Genomic DNA, 18,276 nt, shown 5'->3' with positions numbered 1-18,276 from the left:
AATGCCCCCAGTCACAATCTCAAAGGTAGCCGTGCTATTGGCCACCTACAACGGTGAGAAGTTCCTAGACGAACAACTCGCTTCGATCCATACCCAAACTTACCCTGAAATCGATATCTTGGTCAGTGACGACGGGTCAACTGATGCTACCAAGAGCATCTTGCGGCAGTGGCGCCAGAGGTGGACCAAAGGCAAAATCTCCATCAAGGATGGCCCGCGCCAGGGATTTTCTGAGAACTTCCGCTCTCTCCTTGTGCGCACTCCGGGCAGCTACACTGCCTATTGTTTCGCCGATCAGGACGACATCTGGCTGCCCCACAAGATTGAACGCGCCCTGTCGATGCTGGACGCGGCGGCGCCTGGACCAGCGCTGTACGGATCGCGCACGCGTCTGGTCGACGAACGCGGCACACCTATCGGTCTGTCGCCACTGTTCACGCGCCCCAAGAGTTTCGAAAACGCGCTCGTGCAGAGCATGGCCGGCGGCAATACGATGATGCTTAACCCGCAGGCTTTCGCTCTCCTGGCCGAGAGTTCGCATCGCGCCAGTTTTGTGACTCATGACTGGTGGGCCTACATGCTTGTCACCGGCGCTGGTGGTACGGCCATATATGACCCCGAGCCGAGCCTGCTCTACCGTCAGCATGCCGCCAATATTGTGGGGAAGAACAGCGGAGTGATCGCCACCTTCCGCCGCCTTGGCGGTGTGATGAGTGGACAATTCCGAGACTGGGCCAGTGCCAACATCGCGGCTCTGGAGACCTGTGAGGATATGCTCTCGCCGCAAGCCCTATCCACGCTGATGCGATGGAAGCAGGTACACGAGGCCCGTCCGCCAGTGGGGCTCAGGGCGCTGCGCCAGGCGGGGGTCTACCGCCAGAACGTGCGGGGCAATATCATGCTGTATCTGGCCGCCCTGATGGGGTGGCTCTAGTTAGCGCCCCCTTGTCCAAGCCATGGCGTTCCAGTACAGACCCACCCAAACAGAACAGGCTGGCACGTGTGACTCCATTTTCAAGCAATCTCTCGCTGACCGTGAAGTTGGCCCAGCGTGAGTTTGACCAACGCTTTCGTGGCTCGATGCTCGGCTGGTTTTGGGCCCTTATTGCACCATTGGCCATGCTGGCGGTCTTCTCGCTGGTCTTTGGCGTCATCTTTCAATCGCGCTGGCAGCGGCCCGGCACCGAGGTCACGGCAGAGTATGCCTATCCGCTCTTGCTGTTCTCCGGCCTAATCATGTTCAACTTCTTTTCCGACCAGTTCAACCGAGCGCCCAACCTGGTGCTTGAGAACGTGTCCTACGTCAAGAAAGTGGTGTTCCCGCTCGACGTTTTGGTCGTAGTCAGCATGCTGACTTCGCTGGCCACGGTCGTGATTTCATTCGCCGCTTTCCTGGTCATCTACCTGGTCATGCATGGCCTGCCCCCGGCGACGATTCTTCTACTGCCGCTGGCCCTGCTGCCCTTGGCGATGATCACCATGGGGATAAGCTATCTTTTAGCATCCCTAGGGGTATTTCTGCGCGACCTAAAGCATATCACACCGCCCCTCTCGACGGCGATCCTGTTCATGTCTTCGGTCTTTTACGACCCGGCAAGCCTGCCTGAACCCTATAATTGGCTGATCACTCTGAACCCGATCACGCCCGCGGTTAACCTTATGCGCGACCTTGTGTTTTGGGGCCAGGGCCCAGACCTACTCACCTATTCGAGCTATCTGGCTTTCGCCGCAATCGTGCTGCTAGCTGGGCTCGTTTTTTTCAGACGTACAAAGAAGGCTTTTGCTGATGTCATCTGACGTGGTGATCGACGCGGCGGGCTTGGGCAAGGCATATCTGATTTATGCCAAGCCGCAGGATCGGCTCAAGCAGATGCTGTTTCGCCACAAGCGCTACTACACAGAGTATTGGGCGGTCCAGAATGTGGACATTCGCATCGGCCGCGGTGAGACCGTGGGCATTGTGGGCCGAAATGGATCCGGCAAATCGACGCTGCTGCAAATGATTGCGGGTACGCTTACCCCCAATTCGGGTACGCTGAACGTGACGGGCCGGGTGGCTCCGCTGCTTGAACTGGGGGCCGGGTTCAATCCCGAATTTACCGGCCGCGAAAATGTGCGTCTGTCTGCCGCCATACTGGGCCTATCCAACGCACAGATCGACGAACGTGAGCCCGCCATATTGGATTTCGCCGGCATTGGCGATTTCGTCGACCAGCCGGTCAAGACCTACTCATCGGGCATGTATGCCCGGCTGGCATTCGCCGTGGCAGCCCATGTTGACGCCGACATTCTGATCGTTGACGAGATCCTGGCTGTCGGCGATGCGGCCTTCACCCAGAAGTGCATGCGCTTCATTCACAGGTTCAAGGAACACGGCACGATCCTGTTCGTCTCCCACGACACCGGCTCGGTCAACGCCCTGTGCGACCGGGCGATCTGGATGGAAAATGGCCAGGTCCGCGCCGAAGGCGATGCGCGCGATATTTCGCTGGCCTATCAGGCGTCCCTGCATGGCGAGATCGATGGGCGCTCATTCTCGATCACCGGGCGTCGGCGCGACATGCCTCGGCAGCGCCAGGACGTCAGACATGAAATGATCAGCGGCTCGACCAAACGCAACGAAATCGAGGTGTTTGAGTTTGATCCCAACGCGCCCGCCTATGGAGCGGGCGGAGGGCAAATCGAAAGCGTCGAGATAGCAGACCTGGCTGGCCACAGACTGGGAGTGGTAGAAGGAGGAACGGAAGTTCGCCTTACAATAAGGGCCGTGGCCCGAGAACCCATGAAGCATCCGATCTTGGGGTTTCACCTCAAGAACAGGCTAGGGCAGGAAATATTCGGCGACAATACTTATCTCGACCATGCAGCCAATCCGCTAATGCTCGAGGCCTCGGAAATGGTAGAGGCGCAGTTTACCTTCCAGATGCCCTATTTGGCTGAAGGCGACTACTCGCTATCGGCGGCGTTTGCGAGCGGTTCACAGATTGATCACGTTCAACATCATTGGCTGGATGACGCGCTGTTGTTTCGGTGCGAAGGCGGCCACGTGAGGTTGGGGCAGATCGGGATTCCCATGCACTCAATCAATCTCCACAAGCTGAACGGTACACCGGCGTGATCGCGCAGAAAAAGGACACTGGAAATGCATGACACCGCATTGTTGTCGGGTGCGAAATTCTTCGAGGCTTACGCAAAAGACATGCAGAAACCCGGCTTGCGAATACTTGATCTCGGCGCGATGGACGTGAATGGCAGTCTTCGTTCTGCAGCACCGGCGGGAGCGGAATATGTCGGTATCGATATGGCGGCAGGCCCTGGCGTAGACATAGTCTACGACCCAGCGCAGGGTTTCCCGGCCGAGGTCAGCGGTTTCGATGTCTGTGTATCGACGTCGACCTTCGAACATGACGACTTTTTCTGGCAGACCTTCCTGGAAGTCTGCAGCGCGCTCAATGAGGGCGGGCTGTTTTATATCAACGCGCCATCGAATGGCCCTTATCACGCCTATCCTGGTGATAGCTGGAGGTTCTACCCTGATAGTGGGCTTTCGCTCGCTAAATGGGCTCGGCGTATGGGGCAACAAGTCACATTGCTGGAGAGTGGCGTACTGCGGCGAGATAGTGACGTCTGGAATGACTTTGTAGCCGTATTCCGGAAAGGGACACCCCTTTCGGGTGCCAGCGAGAACAGACTGCTGGACCTCTTTCCCGATGCCATGAATCTCCGGCACGGCGAAGTCAACGATATGAAAAACGTGGTTCCCGACTTTACCGCTTGATGGAGATAAACCGTTTGAAATGTGATCTGTTTTACTCGATACCAGAGTTGACATACGAGCCAGAAAGACTTGTGCCGCCATCGCCCTGGCTCGGACACGTACCGTTTGCATTCTGGATCATTGCCAATCTCAAGCCGCGCCGCGTGGTCGAACTTGGAACGCAGAGCGGCAACTCGTTCTGCGCGTTTATGCAGGCGGGTCACGCGCTCGGATCGACCCAGAACTATCACGCCGTGGACCACTGGCTGGGAGACGGACAAACCTGGGAGTATGAGGCCAAGGATTATGGAGATAGTATCTATCGTGAACTCGATCAGTACCTCACCGAGCGCTATAACGCTCCTGGACGATTGATACGCTCAAGCTTCGATGATGCACTGTCGCAATTCGAGGATGGCTCGATTGACTTGCTGCACATCGATGGGCTTCATACCTATGAAGCCGTGAAGCACGACTTCACTACCTGGTTCCCCAAATTGTCGTCGCGCGGGGTATGCCTGTTTCACGACACCCAGGAGCGCGAGAACGACTTTGGCGTCTATAAGCTCGTCAACGAATTGCGAGATCGCTTCGCCGTTCTGGACTTTGAGCACTCTCATGGTTTGGCTGTGGTTGCAGTCGGCGACGAGGTTCCCGACGCCGTGGTCGCGTTGTGCAATCGCAAGCGCGATTCACTTGGCTTCGACCCCATAGATTTTTTTGCTCATACGGGGCGCTCGGTCGTCCAGAGCTTCTCGCTACGACAATTTGTAGCGATTCAGGCGCAAAAGGATGCGCTCGAGGACCGTATTCGGCAACTCGATGCCGAGCTTAAGGCTGCACACAGCAAGCACGACCAGATGGGGTTTCTGTCTCATCAATTCAGAGACGAAATCATCGCACATACGCGGGCGGTCCGATCTTTCGCGCCGGACCTCGTTAATGCACGTGCGCTCCTGAACAGCGGGTTCTTCAATCCGACCTATTATCGCAATGCGAGCGGGTTCGTCGGCAGTGATCTTGAAGCGGCCTTGCACTACACCAACACCGGTGAGAAAGAGGGCCATAAGCCGTCCGACCGCTTTGACCCTACCTACTACCTCGACAACAATCCCGACGTGAAGGCGGATGGAGGATGCGCCCTTTTGCATTTTGTTTTGAATGGCCGCGCCGAGGGGCGTCGGCCCAGCTCATAAGTCGCAATTGACCTGAGCCCCAAGTCCCCTCCGGCCTTAGGGAAAGTCCTTGGCTTTGTTGACGTGGGACCCGATTTTGGACCACCCGGCTGGGGATTTCCCGGGGTAGCACTCACGGCGGACCGGATGCGCCGGAGGCATTCATGAGCGATATCGGTGGTTTGTTGCCGATGGCGCTGTGAGGTCGGACCTCGTTGTAGTCTCGACGCCATTCCTCCATTTTCTGGCGGGCGTCGTCAGGGGCATGTCACCCAACCGAGGGAGGATTTATATGTGGCCTGGCATTTTTTTGATCCTGGGCGGAAATGCTATCGAGTAATCCTCGTGAGCAATCGACAAATTGGGTGAATAATAAATGTCGAAGCCCAGTCGTGCGCCCCAGCGTTTTTTCATAAAATCTACCTCACGATTAAAGCGCTCGACTTTTTCTGGGCTATCCTCAGCACCGCGAGAAATACTTTCCAAGTGGTAGAGCTCTGCGTAGGGCGTCCAAACGTTGTGGTAGCCCAACGCTTCTACTTTCAGGCAAAAATCGACGTCGTTAAATGCAACCTCGAGGTCCACCTCGAGGCCACCCGCTTGTTCAAAAACGCTTTTACGCACGAGTAGACAGGCGGCCGTCACAGCCGAGACGCCACGGATAATTTTCAGCCTTGAGAAATATCCAAAGGATTGGGCAGGTGCATGCTTGTGATCGTGTCCGGCAACTCCGCCTATCCCTATTACTACGCCTGCGTGTTGAATGGTATCGTTCGCGTAGTATAGCTTGGCGCCAACACACCCGACGTCGTCCTGCACTGCAAGAGACACCATTTCTCCGAGCCACCCGGGTGAAATCACTTCAATGTCGTTATTGATCAGGCCAATGATGCTTCCTCTGGCGTGGCCTGCCGCGAAATTGTTGATCGCCGAATAGTTGAATGGCTTGTCGTAGGATAGCACTCGGACTTGGGAATGCTCTTCGAGCGTGTCAAACCACTGGATAGTCTCGGGTTCCACTGACCCATTGTCGACAACCAGAATCTCGAAATTGCGGAAATCGGTTCTATCTAGAATTGAATCGACGCACCCCTTGATAAGTGGCAGTCGATCACGTGTGGGAATGATGAGTGAAATCAGGGGGGGCGGGACGGGAATCGGATAGCAAAAGCGGTACACCGGAAGGTCGTCAATCGCTTTTGCTGTGGCGCCAGGGTTGCTGCGGCCTGCATGTTCCTCAAGCGCTCTTAGCCCTGCCAAATAGGCATAGCTCTTCGCACTGCCGGCGCTGGCCGTTGAGCCCACGGCGGCGCGCCAATGGTAGAGAACTTTGGGAATGTGCCGGATCTGCCCGGGCTCGAGCTTTTCGACGATGCGCAGGTTCAAATCATAATCTTGGCTGCCCTCAAAGCCTTTCCTCCACCCGCCCACGGCCCGAACCAGCTCGGTACGGTGCACAGTGAGATGGTTGAAATAGTTCTGAGAGCGGAGCTGATGGATAGAAAAATCAGGTTTGAAAAATGGATCGTAGCGGTTCCCCTTTCCGTCGATCTTGTCTTCGTCGGAATAGATCAGCCCGGCACCGGGATGCGCCGCGACCTCAATCGCAATTTCGAGCAGCGCATGGGGGCGCAACACATCATCATGGTCCAGAAGCGCGAACCAGTCACCGCGGACAATTTCGAGCGCGCTGTTGGAGGCTTCCGAAATATGTCCATTGCGCTCGCGAAAGACCACGTTGATCCGCGGGTCCTTCGCGGCATAGCTTTCCAGTACCGCCCGTACCTCTGGCTCGGTGGATGCATCGTCGGCGATGCAGAGCTGCCAGTTTTGGTAGACCTGGTTGACGACGCTCTCGATCGCTTCGATCAGTAGTTCCTTGGGCGCATTATAGACGGGCATCAGCACCGAGATCAGCGGCGGCGCCGACAGCTCCCGCGCCATGCCCTTCATCAATGCGATTTCGCCCTCGCTGAAGGTATCGTAGCGCCGCACCCATTCGGCATAACCGGCGCCCGTGAGGCCAAGGACCTCACGCGAAACCGAACGGCTGACTACGTGCTGGAGGCCAAAGATGCCGTCCTTTCGCAATATACGGTAGGATTTGGTCAGCAGCCTTACAGCGTCATCAAATGACCTCACCCGCGCCGCAGCAAGACGGGTCGCGCGTGCCGCACGATGCAGTGTGGTCGAGATTCGGGTCAACCGAAGCCCCTTGGCAGCAAGCGCTCCGGGCCCGTCATGCGGGTCAAGGCGCAGCCGGAGCACTTTCTGACCCAACTCGAAATACCCTGCGGGCTGGTTCTTGGTGATGGGAAAGCTGACTGCTAGACCTTCAGAAAAGTCACTGCCGGTGTCCAGATAAAGCTTCGCGTTCAGCCAGTCCGGTTCAAAACTGGCGTCGACAAATTCAAGCTTGTAGGTGCCCGGAGGCATGGGTTTGGACGGGGTCAACAGCAGGCGCGGGTCGGCGCCGGTAAACAGCCAGTTCGTGGCGGACTTTTCATTGACGAGTGTTTCGATGTCCCCAATTGGGGTCAGCCCGAACTTGATTGGCCTAGGCAGAATGGGCATCGATCGCGTCCCCTATGCCTTTGGCGCGCTTGAGAATCGCTTCACGGCGTCCCTCCAGTCACTCATGCGGTGGCCGAAGGTCCGGGTAAATCGACCCGTGTCCAACCGCGAATTGGCCGGCCGCCTGGCAGGGGTCGGATAATCTGCAGTCGTAATCGGCTCGACCCGCGCCGAGGGGCCACCGCGGGCGGCCGACTGGGCGAACACTTCCGACGCAAAACCCGCCCAGGTGGTCGCCCCTTCATTGGTCAGGTGAAACACCCCGCGCCAATCCTTCCCATCGGGGCTGGCCACAATGGTCCGGCACACCGCCAGCACGGCCTGGGCGATATCGGGGGCATAGGTCGGCGTGCCCTGCTGGTCCACCACCACCCGCACCACGTCGCGGTCCGCAGCCAGCCGCAGCATGGTGCGGGCAAAATTATGGCCCCACGGCGCGTAAACCCATGCCGTGCGCAGCACCACATGGGCCGGATTGACCGCCGCCACCGCGTGCTCACCGGCCAGCTTGGAAGCGCCATAGACGCCGGTGGGGCCGGTCGGGTCGCTTTCCAGATACGGCTCGGCCTTGTCGCCGCCAAACACATAATCGGTCGAAATGTGCACGATCGGCAAACCGGCCTCGGCGGCAGCCGCTGCGACGCCGGCGGCACCGTCGCGGTTGATCGCATAGGCCAGCTCGACTTCGCTCTCGGCCTTGTCGACCGCTGTATACGCCGCAGGATTAATCACAATGTCAGGCTTGTGGCGATCAATGGCGGCGCGAACCGAGGCAGGGTCGGTCAAATCGAGTTCGGGACGGCCAACGCATGTGACAATGTTGTCGGCCGACCCGACAAATGCCATGGCCCGTGCAACCTGGCCATCCTGGCCGATGACAAGAAGCTTGGTTGCCATGTCAGGCCACCTGACCCAAGCGCTCGCCAGCGTAGGTCTTCTCGCGGATAGGCCGCCACCAAGCTTCGTTAGCGAGATACCAGTCGATGGTCTTGGACAGGCCACTGTCGAAGGTCTCCACGGGGAGCCAGCCCAACTCGCGCTCGATTTTGCTGGCGTCGATGGCATAGCGTCGGTCATGGCCCGGGCGATCGGTAACGAACGTCATCAGGTCTCGATAGCTCTTGCCAGCCGCCCGTGGACGCTTGGCATCGAGCAAGTCGCAAATGGTCTGGACCACCGAAAGGTTGGTGCGCTCAGCGCGGCCACCGATATTGTAGCTCTCGCCAGGAACGCCACTGGTCGCAACCAGCGCCAAGGCACGGGCGTGGTCCTCGACGTAAAGCCAGTCGCGTACATTGGCGCCCTTGCCGTAGATGGGTAGGGGCTTTTCATGCAGGGCGTTCAGGATCACCAACGGGATCAGCTTCTCGGGGAAGTGGTAAGGGCCGTAGTTGTTCGAGCAGTTCGACAAGACCGCGGGCAGTCCATAGGTGTGGTGCCAGGCGCGCACCAGGTGATCGGACCCTGCCTTGGACGCCGAATAGGGCGACGATGGGGCATAGGGCGTTGTTTCGGTGAAGACACCGCTATCGAAGGGCAGGTCGCCGAACACTTCATCGGTGGAGATATGGTGGAATCGGAAAGCCTCCTGACGGTCACTAGACAAGCCCCGCCAATGGGTCAGCGCCGCGTCAAGCAGACGAAACGTTCCCACCACGTTGGTTTCGATAAATGCTGCCGGGCCGTCGATTGACCGGTCGACGTGACTTTCGGCCGCCAGATGCATCACATGGGTAATGTCTTCCTGCCGCATGATGTCGAGCATGGCATCGCGGTCGCAAATGTCGGCTTGATAAAATCGATATCGCCCCGAGGTTTGTGCGCTCGCGACCGAGCTCAGATTGCCTGCATAGGTGAGCTTATCCACATTGACGACAACTGCATCGTCACGTTCGGCAAGTAATCGCACGACAGCTGAACCAATAAAGCCGGCGCCACCAGTAACCAAAATCTGCAATGCCATATCTCCGGTCTGTCGATGTTTGATGATCTACCTCTGCGCAATCGCGAAGGCAAGCCAAGAGGTTATGAGGGCGGCCAGTGGAGGCAAAAAGGACAAGAAAATAAAGTTCGACGGACACCCGAATGTAGCGCCTAGCGAGAGGGCCCTGGATTTCCCGGTCACTTCATCACCAGCTAGAAACGTGCAGCCAAGCTGATCGATTGATCGAGTCCCGCCTCGGCTTGCCCCCGCCATCGAGTACGGACTTGACCATGTCATCCGGACCCGAACGCCGGGGATCATGCCAACCGGACGGACGCGAAACACAAGGTGCAAGTGATCCTCACAGACCAGGGGGCGTCCAAACTACGCTGCAGCCATGGACCACGGTGTCAATCTCGATGTTCATGAATATAGACTAACTCCAAACGTCCAGATCGACATTCTCTACATAGCGGGCCACGACGTTCATCGACCGCCATCCCCCCGCCCTCATGACCTGGAGGATGCCTCGCCCGTTCAGCACCAGTTGCTGCGCGGCTCCGACGCGGAGCGAATGGCCCGACACTTTGGATGGTCCGTCCATCTGTAACTCCGCCCGGTTCGACAGCTTCTTAAGTACGCGACCAATGGTGAGCGGTTCGAGATAGAGTGCCAGCGCCCGGTTCCGATAGACTGGGCGCAGCAGCGGCCCTCTGGTCGCACCGGTGGCGGCGAGCCATTCGTCCACGAGCTGGCTGCTGCGCGTCGAGAGTTGGGCAGTTCGGCCGGCACCTTCAGGATCGTTCTTGGCCCGGCGAATGAGGACGCTGTAGCGTCCATCATCGCGTTTGGTGAAATCGGTGACTGACAAGGCCACCAATTCGCCCCGGCGACACAAAGTATCGAAACCGACGCAGACTAGAACCTTATCTCGTAAACCAATGAGATCATCGGTGCATTGGGCGAGGAGGCGATCCCGCCTTTCGGCCGTGATGCCCAGCGCCTGCTGGGGACGGGATGGCTGGGCCCGGCTGGCGCGCCGTATGGCCAGATCAACATCGGCGTCCCGGGTAGGATCGCCCTCCTCTGCCAGGTGATGGAGCTTGCGGATGGCAGCAAGGCGACGTTTCAACGTCCCGGGCTTGAGGCGCATTCGCTCGGTCTCGATATAAGCGGCAACCGTCTCGCTGGTTGCTGGCAGGAAGGGCACCCGGCGCTTGCGGCACCAGGCGGCAAAGAGCCCGAAGTCGCTCCGATAGGACCGGAGCGTATGATCGGAAAAGGCGCCATCGAGCCGATCGATGTGCTTGAGCCAATGAGCGGTCATTTCGGGGCCACCTGCGCATTGGCTTCGGCCTTCCGTCCGCGCCTAGTGGACGGGCGTTCTGCGGTCTTGGTAGGTGCCGGGTCATCGGCGTGATGATCAAGGATAGGCTTGATCTCATGGCCTTTGAGAAAGCGGCGCGTCTGGAGCTCAGTGGCGAGGGCCAGGACCTGCGAACGGTTTTGGGTGATGAGCTTGATGGCCCGGTTCAGCAGACGCTTGATCGCCCTGTCGGCAAAATCGAAGGCCGCCTCGCTATTGGGGTCGAGATGCCCCAAACTTTCATAGAGCCCCCATTCGCAATAGCCCCGCGTCAGAAGGGATGTCGCCATTTCGATATCGATGGCCGCACCGGAGTGCGCACCCATATCGCCCAGGATCAGATCGGCCGCACGTCCGGCCATCATGATCGTGACGTGATCCTCGAGGTGTTGACGGCTGAGGATCCCGCCTGGCGGCACCGTCTGCGTGAACCCGCCGCTGGCACCACGCGCAATGATCGAGACATGCCTGACCCCGATGCCCAAACGCGTCGCAACAAAGGCATGGCCGGCTTCATGGATTGCGACGGCCCGAATTTCGTTGGGGGCACGGTCATCGGGCGGAGCAATCACATCGATCACATCTTCCACCGTCAGGACCCGCTGATCATGCCGGGCCAGGCCGCGCGCCTGTTTGACCCAGGCCTCAATAAGGGCGGGCGTGGCCCCGAGGGCGAGGCGGGCCACCGGTTCGAGTTCGCTTGCCGGAATATCAGGGGCCAGGTAGTGCGCGAAGATGGCTCGGAGCTCGTCCTCTGTTTGGGGGACGGGGATGTGGACACGCTGTTCCAGGCGCCCCGGGCGCACCATCGCTGCGTCGAGGCGCGAATAATAGTTCGTGGCGCCGATGAGCATGATCGGCCTGCCGGAGGTGCGAATTCGGTCGATCTGCTTGAGGAAAAGGTTGACGACCGGGGTCCACCATTGCCGGTCCCGCGCATCTAGACTGGCGCGATCGGGCAGGCCGTCGATCTCGTCGATAAAGCCGATTGTTTTGTCGTCCTCAAGCAGCGTGTCGAAAAAGCGGACGATGGCCTTGCTGACCCCTCCCAGATGCCCGTCGCTCCGGTTGAACCAGTCGCCCATGGTCGCCGAGACCGTGCGCCACCCGGCAGAGCGGGCCAGGGCCTCGGCCAAAAGCGTCTTACCGGTCCCCGGCGCCCCTTCGAGCACGGCAAAGCGCAATTGACTGGCCGGCAGAGACCCCTCGGCGACCAGATTAAGTTCGTCGAGGCAGGTCATGGCCCAGCTCCGAACCGGCATGGGCAGCGGAAGGTCCTCGACACGCGACCCAATCGTGCGATGCATGACGATCCTGGCCCTGCGCTGCTTCTCGGCCAGGGCCTTGATGCGCCTGACGCAATCGCGTGCCGAACTGCCGGGACGCATGGCCATGACCAGATCGAAGAAGTCGAGATGTTCGACATCTTCGTCCCCAAGCCCAACCGGACGTTGCCCGCAGAAGTCACGGATGGCGCGCTTGACGACGGCAGCATCGATCTCGGGCAGGTCGAGGCGCAGATCAGTCGTTCCCTCGATCTCGGCGGGCAGGATTTCGGGGGCATTGGTGGTGCAGAACACGCTGTGCACTCCAGAGATCAGCTGCGACAGCACTTGCGGCACGACCCAGTCATTCCGGTCCTTCTTGGTCTCAGTGAGGCTCAGAGTTTTCACCTCAGGATGGCTGCGCTGGATTTCCTTGCTGATGGCGCGCGCCCAGGCAGGCGTCGGCGCTATGATCTGGATGACCTGAGCCACGTCAGAGCGCAGTGCTTTGCGGATGGGTGCTGTCCTGCCCGAAAGGAGGGCGCGGACCAGAGCACGATCCGGTCGCATGGGCTTGGCCTCGGCCGCGTCAGCCGCCTCAGCAGTGTCGAACTCGTCGTCATCGAGGACGAGCGTCATATTGGCAAGATTGGACATGGGGGTTCCTTTCGCGGACGCGCTTCTCGCGCCGCGGTTTTGAATGGTGAAAAGGAGGATGCGGGTGGCCAATGCCACCCGTCAGAGCACGGGCTTCAGGTCTTGGACCTAAGTATTGAGGCCTATGCCCTGGGACCTATGCCCTGTGCCTCGGCCAATGGCCGCCAATGCTCGGGTTTGACCCTTGAGCCGGCCACGAAATTGGCGGCGCCCGATGGCGTGTCGAAACCGACATCCACGGTCAGGACCAGATGATCGCCCTTATGGACCAAGCCACCATCGTGGAGCAGGTCCTGACGATCCTTGAGCGCCGCGCTGCCGGCCGAGGGAACCGGATCGAGCCGGACCTGGCTGCCGGCCAAAACCCAGAACTTGCCGTCCTCAATCCTGGCCCTGGCGGTGACGCCGCAGCTTTCCATGGTAAGGAGCTGGTCCTCCTCCACTTCGTTTGGCGCCCCTTCGATCGGTTCGGTGGGCATGCAGTTGGGGGTGGTGGGCTCGAGAAGCCCGGCCCGTTCCACGCGTTCGAAAAAGGAGGTGACGAAGCGGTCCGTGGCCGCATAAGGACCGGAAGCGAGCCGATCGCCGGCCGGAAAGGCATTATTGAGGAGTGTAAGGCCGGGATGCTTATTGACCATGCGGGCGGCAAGACGCTCGGCCACGCGGGCCTGGGCGTCATCGAGGACCTGGTGCTTGTCGACCGCGGCGATGATGCGGTTGGGCAGGCCATTGCGCCTCAAATGCGCGCCCCAGGCAATGCGGCAGGCCGTGTCCCCGGAACGGCCGACATAGACCGCGCTGCCATAAAGGGCGAGGTAGATGCCCTTCTGCCGCAGCCGCGGCTCCTTGACGAAATAGGTGCGGTCGATGCCCGAAGCAAAGAAGATATCGGGCTCAGGCGCAATGACCTTGAGGTGCTGCACGCCCTTTTTGGGGGCCTCGGAGGTCGATGCCTTCTGGCGCAAGGGCGGATTGACCCGGCGCGCCACCTGGCTATGGGCATCGATGAGACCGGAAGAGGTGATGACGAGCGCGCCCTCGCGGATCAGCGCCATGATCGCCTGGCCGGGGCTGGGGTGATCGGGCAGCAGGGCCATGAGATCGCCCAGACTGGCCGAACCGGTCTCGTCGATCGCGGCCAGGATGGCGATCTGGCTGTCGAGATCAATATGCGGATCGGCGACGAGCCCTTCGAGGGCCATCATCTGACGGGTGTGGGGGAAATCGCTCGAAGCGAGCTTGCGGGCGGGCGCATCCGCGCCCAGAATGGCATCAGCCATTGGGTTTCTCCTGTTACGGCAGGTTGCCCCTTGGTTAGGCTGGCAGTGTGCTCCAACACACTGTCAGCCGCCTCTGGTTCGCCTGGGCGAACCAGCGTCTCATGCGGAGACGCGGCCTCGGGATCGGCCCGGAATGGAACCGACGCTGATCAGGAGAGCCGAAGTTCTTCTGGCTGTCAACGCCGATGTTGGCGCTTTGTTCTTCTTGGTTAACGCGCCTCGAGGATGGCCAGGCCAATTGCCTGGAACGGGCCCGGTTTTGCGCGATTCGGACGCTTTGAGAGGACCGGAAATCCGGCAAATGACCGATAACGCCGGAACCGTAAAACTTTGAATCCCTGCTGCCGAGATTCGTCCGACATTAACCACGCGATCGAGGATCACCTTGCAAGATCGGCGGGGATGCTCATCTTTGCAGCGTCGGTGCCAAATGGCCCGATATGGTCGGAACGTTCCCTGCAAGGAGCGGCCGACGGAGGTCTGCAAACCTTCCGTCGACCTGACCATGAAACCTCCTGCTCTAACAGGTGATGACATGGCTAATGCCTTTTCTACCGACGCAAACGCGTCGGGCAAGTCCTATTCCTCTTTCATGCCCTATTCCCCGCCGGCGCTGGTCGCCGGGTTGGTGCAGCACGAGCTCGTTGCGGGCCCTACGCAGCTGACTATCCTGCGCATTGTTGACGAGACCGGCAGTGCCAGTCTTGGGGATATTGCCGAAGGACTGGGCGATCATCCCGATCCTACCGGCGCCGTTTTGGTGATGGTCGACCTGGAAATCCTGGTGATCGACTATACCGACGTCATCGATCAGCATTCTGTGGTGCGTCGCGCGCCGGAAACGCCTGGCCCGGTTGACGCCGAGGCCGAGGCCCGCCGCCCGAGTACCTTTGGCTGCGAATCTCTTGAGGTGAACTCCATCTCCACAACGACAAGCGACGCCGCCCTGCCCACCGGTATCGAACAGTTGGCGACCTCGCCCCTTGTTCCCACGGTTGTTGTGGCTGCGGGTGAGGCGCGCCGCGGTCTTGGCAAGCTTAGTGCTCTCAATCGTCCCGGGATCTATGCCCTGATTGGGGAGCGTCAGGTCTATGTCGGCGCCAGCGCTTCCGTGGGAACCCGTGTCGCCTCCGGCCAGCAGCCGATCGGCGACATCAAGCATATCGTGGTCATTACTGACACGAACGATACACTTTGCGATGAGGACGCCCGCGCCGCCGAGCGGATGCTCTTCGCGCGCATTGAGGCGACCCGCGCATTCGCAGTGATGAACGAGCTGCCGATGGGCGCCGCTATCGATGCCCAGCGCTATAGTGAGCTTGACGGCTTTCTCGGCCGGGCCTGCCTGGCGTTGCGCCACCACGGCGTGATGTTCACCCATGGCGCGGCCCGTGCGGTACTGTCAGGTCCGCGCCAGGAAGCCGGTCGCGTCGCCCCACTGCGTCCATTCAACGAAATGCCGGACGGAACCTGCATGGAGCTCTGCTTCGATAACGGCCTTGTTGCTCTGGCCGCTCGTCAGAGCGACAATCGCTGGATTGTGCTCGAGGGCTCCGACATTCGCATAGAGACTGCGGCAAGCGCCAATTCGAGTGTCCGCTTCCTGCGCTCTGCCTGGCTGCACGCCGGCCTGCTCGAGCTCTCAGCTGATGGCCGCAGCTTTGTCACGACCCGCGACCTCGTCTTTAGCAGCGGCAGTGGGGCGGCCCAGTTCTGTGTCGGCTCCAAGGGCCGTACGCGCGACAGCTGGGTCGCTATCGACCCCGACGGCGGCATTGATCCTGCGACCCCCGCGCTGATCGCCGCTTAAGGCACTACCCAATCCATCCTTCACCAGACGGATCGCTCGCCGCGCGAGCCATCCGGTTCATGGAGCGTGCCCCTATGGCCGAAAATGACATTGACGACGAAGCCTTCACCCCCGCCGATCTCGAAGCCCTCGCCAAGTCCGCGCCCAACGCCCCGGACTGCCTTGCCAAGGAGGTGCTGACCAAGTCTCTCAGCGCCAAGGCCAAGGGCCTCATCACTCGCGGATCGAGTATCATCATCCTCAAGGTGCCTGACGCCGAATGGGTGGAAGTCATCGTGAGGCCGGCTGTCAAGCTGGCCAGCACGGTTACCGTCTACACCGCCACTGAACGGAACTCGGCCAAAAGGACCGAAGGTGACGTCGGCGCGAATGCGCTGCATGCGGTTCAACGGGGCCGCTGCCTCATCTTCATCTCGCAGGATCCTCAAGGCATCCTGGACGCTGCAGTGCTCACAGCGGCCGATATGGTGGTCACTATTGCTCCGCCCACGACCGCATTGCTGCGCAAGGTCATCAAGAGTGTGACCGGCGGCAGGGCTCGGGGTGTGACCCCTGACATGGCGGCTTTGCCCATAACCGCCATTGTCACCGCCATTCGACCCGGCATTTCCGCCAGGGAATGCGTCGCCAACCTTCAGCGCTCCATTCTGCCGCCGCAGGCAAAGACCACCTCCGCAGTGCCGCCTTTGGCCGATTTGCCACTGGCTGAGGATTTGCGTCAGTGGGCGGATTCGACGCTGGCCGAGCTGGAGGCGGTGAAGGCCAAGTACCTTGGGCCGGACGCACTCATCTTTGGCGTGCTTGAGGGCGAGCCCGGCTCAGGCAAGACGCTTCTGGCACGCTCTCTCGCTGAAAGCTCCGGCTGGACCTTCGTTTCGACGTCGGTTGGCGAGTGGTTCACGTCTGGAGATAGCAACCTTGGCAGCGTCGCCAAGAATCTCAAGGCTTTTATCGACCGTGCGATGGCCGCCGAACCGGCGGTCGCGTTTCTGGACGAACTCGATGCGCTGCCAAACCGCGCCACTATGGATGCCCGTGGCCGCGATTGGTGGGTGCCGATCATCACACTGTTTCTAACGGAGATCGACCGGTTGCGGGCGTCACGAACACGTGTCCTGTTGCTCGGCGCAACGAACTTTTTTGAACGTCTTGATGCGGCGCTGATCCGTCCAGGTCGGCTGCAGCAGCGCATCGCCGTACGAGCGCCCCACACTCGCGAGGAGATCCTGGACGTCTTCCGTTTCTACCTCGGATCAGACCTGGCCGAGGCCGATCTCCTCCCCCTGGCGCAGCTCGGCCTTGGCGCAACGCCCGCCATGGTCGAGGGCTGGGTGCGTGAAGCCCGCGCTGCGGCGCGCGGTGCGGGGCGGCCGTTGTCGATTGACGACGTCCTCGCGCGGATCATCCCGGAAGACAATCGCCTCCCATCCGATATCCAGGCCATAGCCCTCCACGAGGCCGGCCACGCACTGATCGCCCATCGCCTCGGTCATAAGGTCGACTTGATATCCATCGTCCCGCAGGGCACGACAGGTGGCCACATTCGCAGCGCCTTCCCCACCCTCGTTCCGACCTTGGCGCACATCCGGGATATGGCGACGATCATGCTTGGCGGTCGAGCGGCCGATCTTGTCCTGGGTCGTGGTGCCAATTCCGGGGCTGCAAGTGATCTTGAGGGTGCCACGCGGCTGCTGATTGACGCGCATGAGAAGCAGGGGCTGGGACAGAGCCTGCTCTTCGGCCCTGCCGCGACAGGAAAACCCAGCGCAGTCACGATTTCTGCAGTCGCAAACGAGCTGCCGATTCTCCTTCGCCGCGCGATGGGTATGGTGGAAGCGGAACGCGAACTCGCGATCATGCTGGCAGAACGGCTCGCCGAATTCAAAGTGCTGTCAGGCGCCGAGGTCATCAAACTTCTTGGAGCTGGACCGCTTGATGCAATGAAGCTGGAAACGAAGCGGATGTCCCGCCTTGTCGCCGAGCCCACGGTCGGTCAGCAGGTGTAGCGATGGCGAAATTGACAAAAGCAAGCTTGCAGAAAGGTCTGCGCGCCGCGATCCAAATCCAGAATGGAAAGCTCCCCACGCGGGCCCAGCTTGATGCAGCGCCCGTTCTATCTCAGTGGGTGCTGTCCGAGGTAGGCTCAGGCCTTCATTGTCTTGTGGGGAACGTCAGCGGGCATCCGCTTTTGGATCCAGGATGGTGCACGACCAGCGTCGTCCTCGTCATGGACCCGCATCATCGTTGGGCGCGCACGGTTAGTCGTCTCTATCGCCTGGCCGAGCCGCTGGCTCTGGAGATACCCGACAAAAGCTAGTGAGGGCGACCCGTGCCGCCGGTGCGCATGCTCCTTGATGCGGGCCTGGCGCTATCAAGCGAGCATTCGAGCTAGCTCGCTTGATAGCAATCGCGCTCCTTGCCTGCCTTCGCAGGCGCGATTTGTTCCTTGCCAGGCTTGCTTCGACAGT

General features: G+C 60.1%; 14 protein-coding genes and 1 pseudogene. 8 read left to right on the top strand and 7 right to left on the bottom strand.

Features of this window, described 5'->3' with window-relative positions; genetic code table 11:
- Nucleotide 1 precedes the first annotated feature (1 nt).
- From GO014_RS02595 to GO014_RS02575, 5 genes are all read left to right on the top strand, one after another.
- A complete protein-coding gene (locus GO014_RS02595; protein WP_157289007.1) occupies nucleotides 2-934 on the top strand; it encodes a glycosyltransferase family 2 protein in 933 nt (310 codons plus the stop codon).
- Between the two features lie 68 nt (nucleotides 935-1,002).
- Entirely contained in the window at nucleotides 1,003-1,797 is a 795-nt protein-coding gene (locus tag GO014_RS02590; protein ID WP_157289006.1) for an ABC transporter permease, read from the top strand.
- Complete coding sequence (locus GO014_RS02585) at nucleotides 1,787-3,118, top strand: ABC transporter ATP-binding protein (protein WP_157289005.1); 1,332 nt, start codon at nucleotides 1,787-1,789, stop codon at nucleotides 3,116-3,118. The genes GO014_RS02590 and GO014_RS02585 overlap by 11 nt, the downstream gene beginning before the upstream one ends.
- A 24-nt stretch (nucleotides 3,119-3,142) precedes the next feature.
- The gene (locus GO014_RS02580; protein WP_157289004.1) at nucleotides 3,143-3,778 is read left to right on the top strand and encodes a class I SAM-dependent methyltransferase; all 636 of its coding nucleotides are present in this window, start codon (nucleotides 3,143-3,145) and stop codon (nucleotides 3,776-3,778) included.
- A gap of 14 nt (nucleotides 3,779-3,792) precedes the next feature.
- Nucleotides 3,793-4,953: a class I SAM-dependent methyltransferase gene (locus tag GO014_RS02575; RefSeq protein ID WP_157289003.1), complete on the top strand. Its 1,161-nt coding sequence runs from the start codon at nucleotides 3,793-3,795 to the stop codon at nucleotides 4,951-4,953.
- Between the two features lie 112 nt (nucleotides 4,954-5,065).
- Here GO014_RS02575 and GO014_RS02570 read toward each other — a convergent pair.
- The 7 genes and pseudogenes from GO014_RS02570 to GO014_RS02540 all read right to left on the bottom strand — a co-directional run.
- Nucleotides 5,066-5,188 (bottom strand): annotated as a pseudogene (locus GO014_RS02570) (integrase core domain-containing protein); the annotation flags it as partial.
- Between the two features lie 32 nt (nucleotides 5,189-5,220).
- Nucleotides 5,221-7,506 (bottom strand): glycosyltransferase family 2 protein, encoded by a 2,286-nt coding sequence (locus GO014_RS02565; RefSeq protein ID WP_157289002.1) that lies wholly within the window; start codon nucleotides 7,504-7,506, stop codon nucleotides 5,221-5,223.
- Nucleotides 7,507-7,518: 12 nt separating this feature from the next.
- A complete protein-coding gene (gene rfbD, locus GO014_RS02560) occupies nucleotides 7,519-8,403 on the bottom strand; it encodes a dTDP-4-dehydrorhamnose reductase (protein WP_157289001.1) in 885 nt (294 codons plus the stop codon).
- A 1-nt stretch (nucleotide 8,404) separates the two neighbouring features.
- Nucleotides 8,405-9,463, bottom strand: a complete 1,059-nt coding sequence (gene rfbB / locus GO014_RS02555) for a dTDP-glucose 4,6-dehydratase (RefSeq protein ID WP_157289782.1) — start codon at nucleotides 9,461-9,463, stop codon at nucleotides 8,405-8,407.
- A gap of 403 nt (nucleotides 9,464-9,866) precedes the next feature.
- A complete protein-coding gene (locus GO014_RS02550) occupies nucleotides 9,867-10,757 on the bottom strand; it encodes a tyrosine-type recombinase/integrase (protein WP_157289000.1) in 891 nt (296 codons plus the stop codon).
- Nucleotides 10,754-12,718, bottom strand: coding sequence for an AAA family ATPase (locus GO014_RS02545; RefSeq protein WP_157288999.1), 1,965 nt, complete (start codon nucleotides 12,716-12,718; stop codon nucleotides 10,754-10,756). The genes GO014_RS02550 and GO014_RS02545 overlap by 4 nt, the downstream gene beginning before the upstream one ends.
- A 122-nt stretch (nucleotides 12,719-12,840) precedes the next feature.
- On the bottom strand, nucleotides 12,841-13,998 hold the full coding sequence (locus GO014_RS02540) for a DUF4357 domain-containing protein (protein ID WP_157288998.1): 1,158 nt from the start codon (nucleotides 13,996-13,998) through the stop codon (nucleotides 12,841-12,843).
- Between the two features lie 535 nt (nucleotides 13,999-14,533).
- Here GO014_RS02540 and GO014_RS02535 point away from each other — a divergent pair.
- The 3 genes from GO014_RS02535 to GO014_RS19590 all read left to right on the top strand — a co-directional run bounded on the left by GO014_RS02535 (nucleotide 14,534) and on the right by GO014_RS19590 (nucleotide 18,125).
- Entirely contained in the window at nucleotides 14,534-15,808 is a 1,275-nt protein-coding gene (locus tag GO014_RS02535; protein ID WP_157288997.1) for a hypothetical protein, read from the top strand.
- 74 nt (nucleotides 15,809-15,882) lie between these two features.
- Nucleotides 15,883-17,814, top strand: coding sequence for an AAA family ATPase (locus tag GO014_RS02530; protein WP_179952909.1), 1,932 nt, complete (start codon nucleotides 15,883-15,885; stop codon nucleotides 17,812-17,814).
- Between the two features lie 2 nt (nucleotides 17,815-17,816).
- The gene (locus GO014_RS19590) at nucleotides 17,817-18,125 is read left to right on the top strand and encodes a DUF6634 family protein (protein WP_425482048.1); all 309 of its coding nucleotides are present in this window, start codon (nucleotides 17,817-17,819) and stop codon (nucleotides 18,123-18,125) included.
- The last annotated feature ends 151 nt before the right edge of the window (nucleotides 18,126-18,276 follow it).

It is taken from the genome of Devosia marina (genome assembly GCF_009758415.1).
Taxonomy (GTDB): domain Bacteria; phylum Pseudomonadota; class Alphaproteobacteria; order Rhizobiales; family Devosiaceae; genus Devosia; species Devosia marina.
The sequence above is the reverse complement of the archived record's forward strand: the minus strand, read 5'-3'. Positions and strand labels throughout refer to the sequence as shown.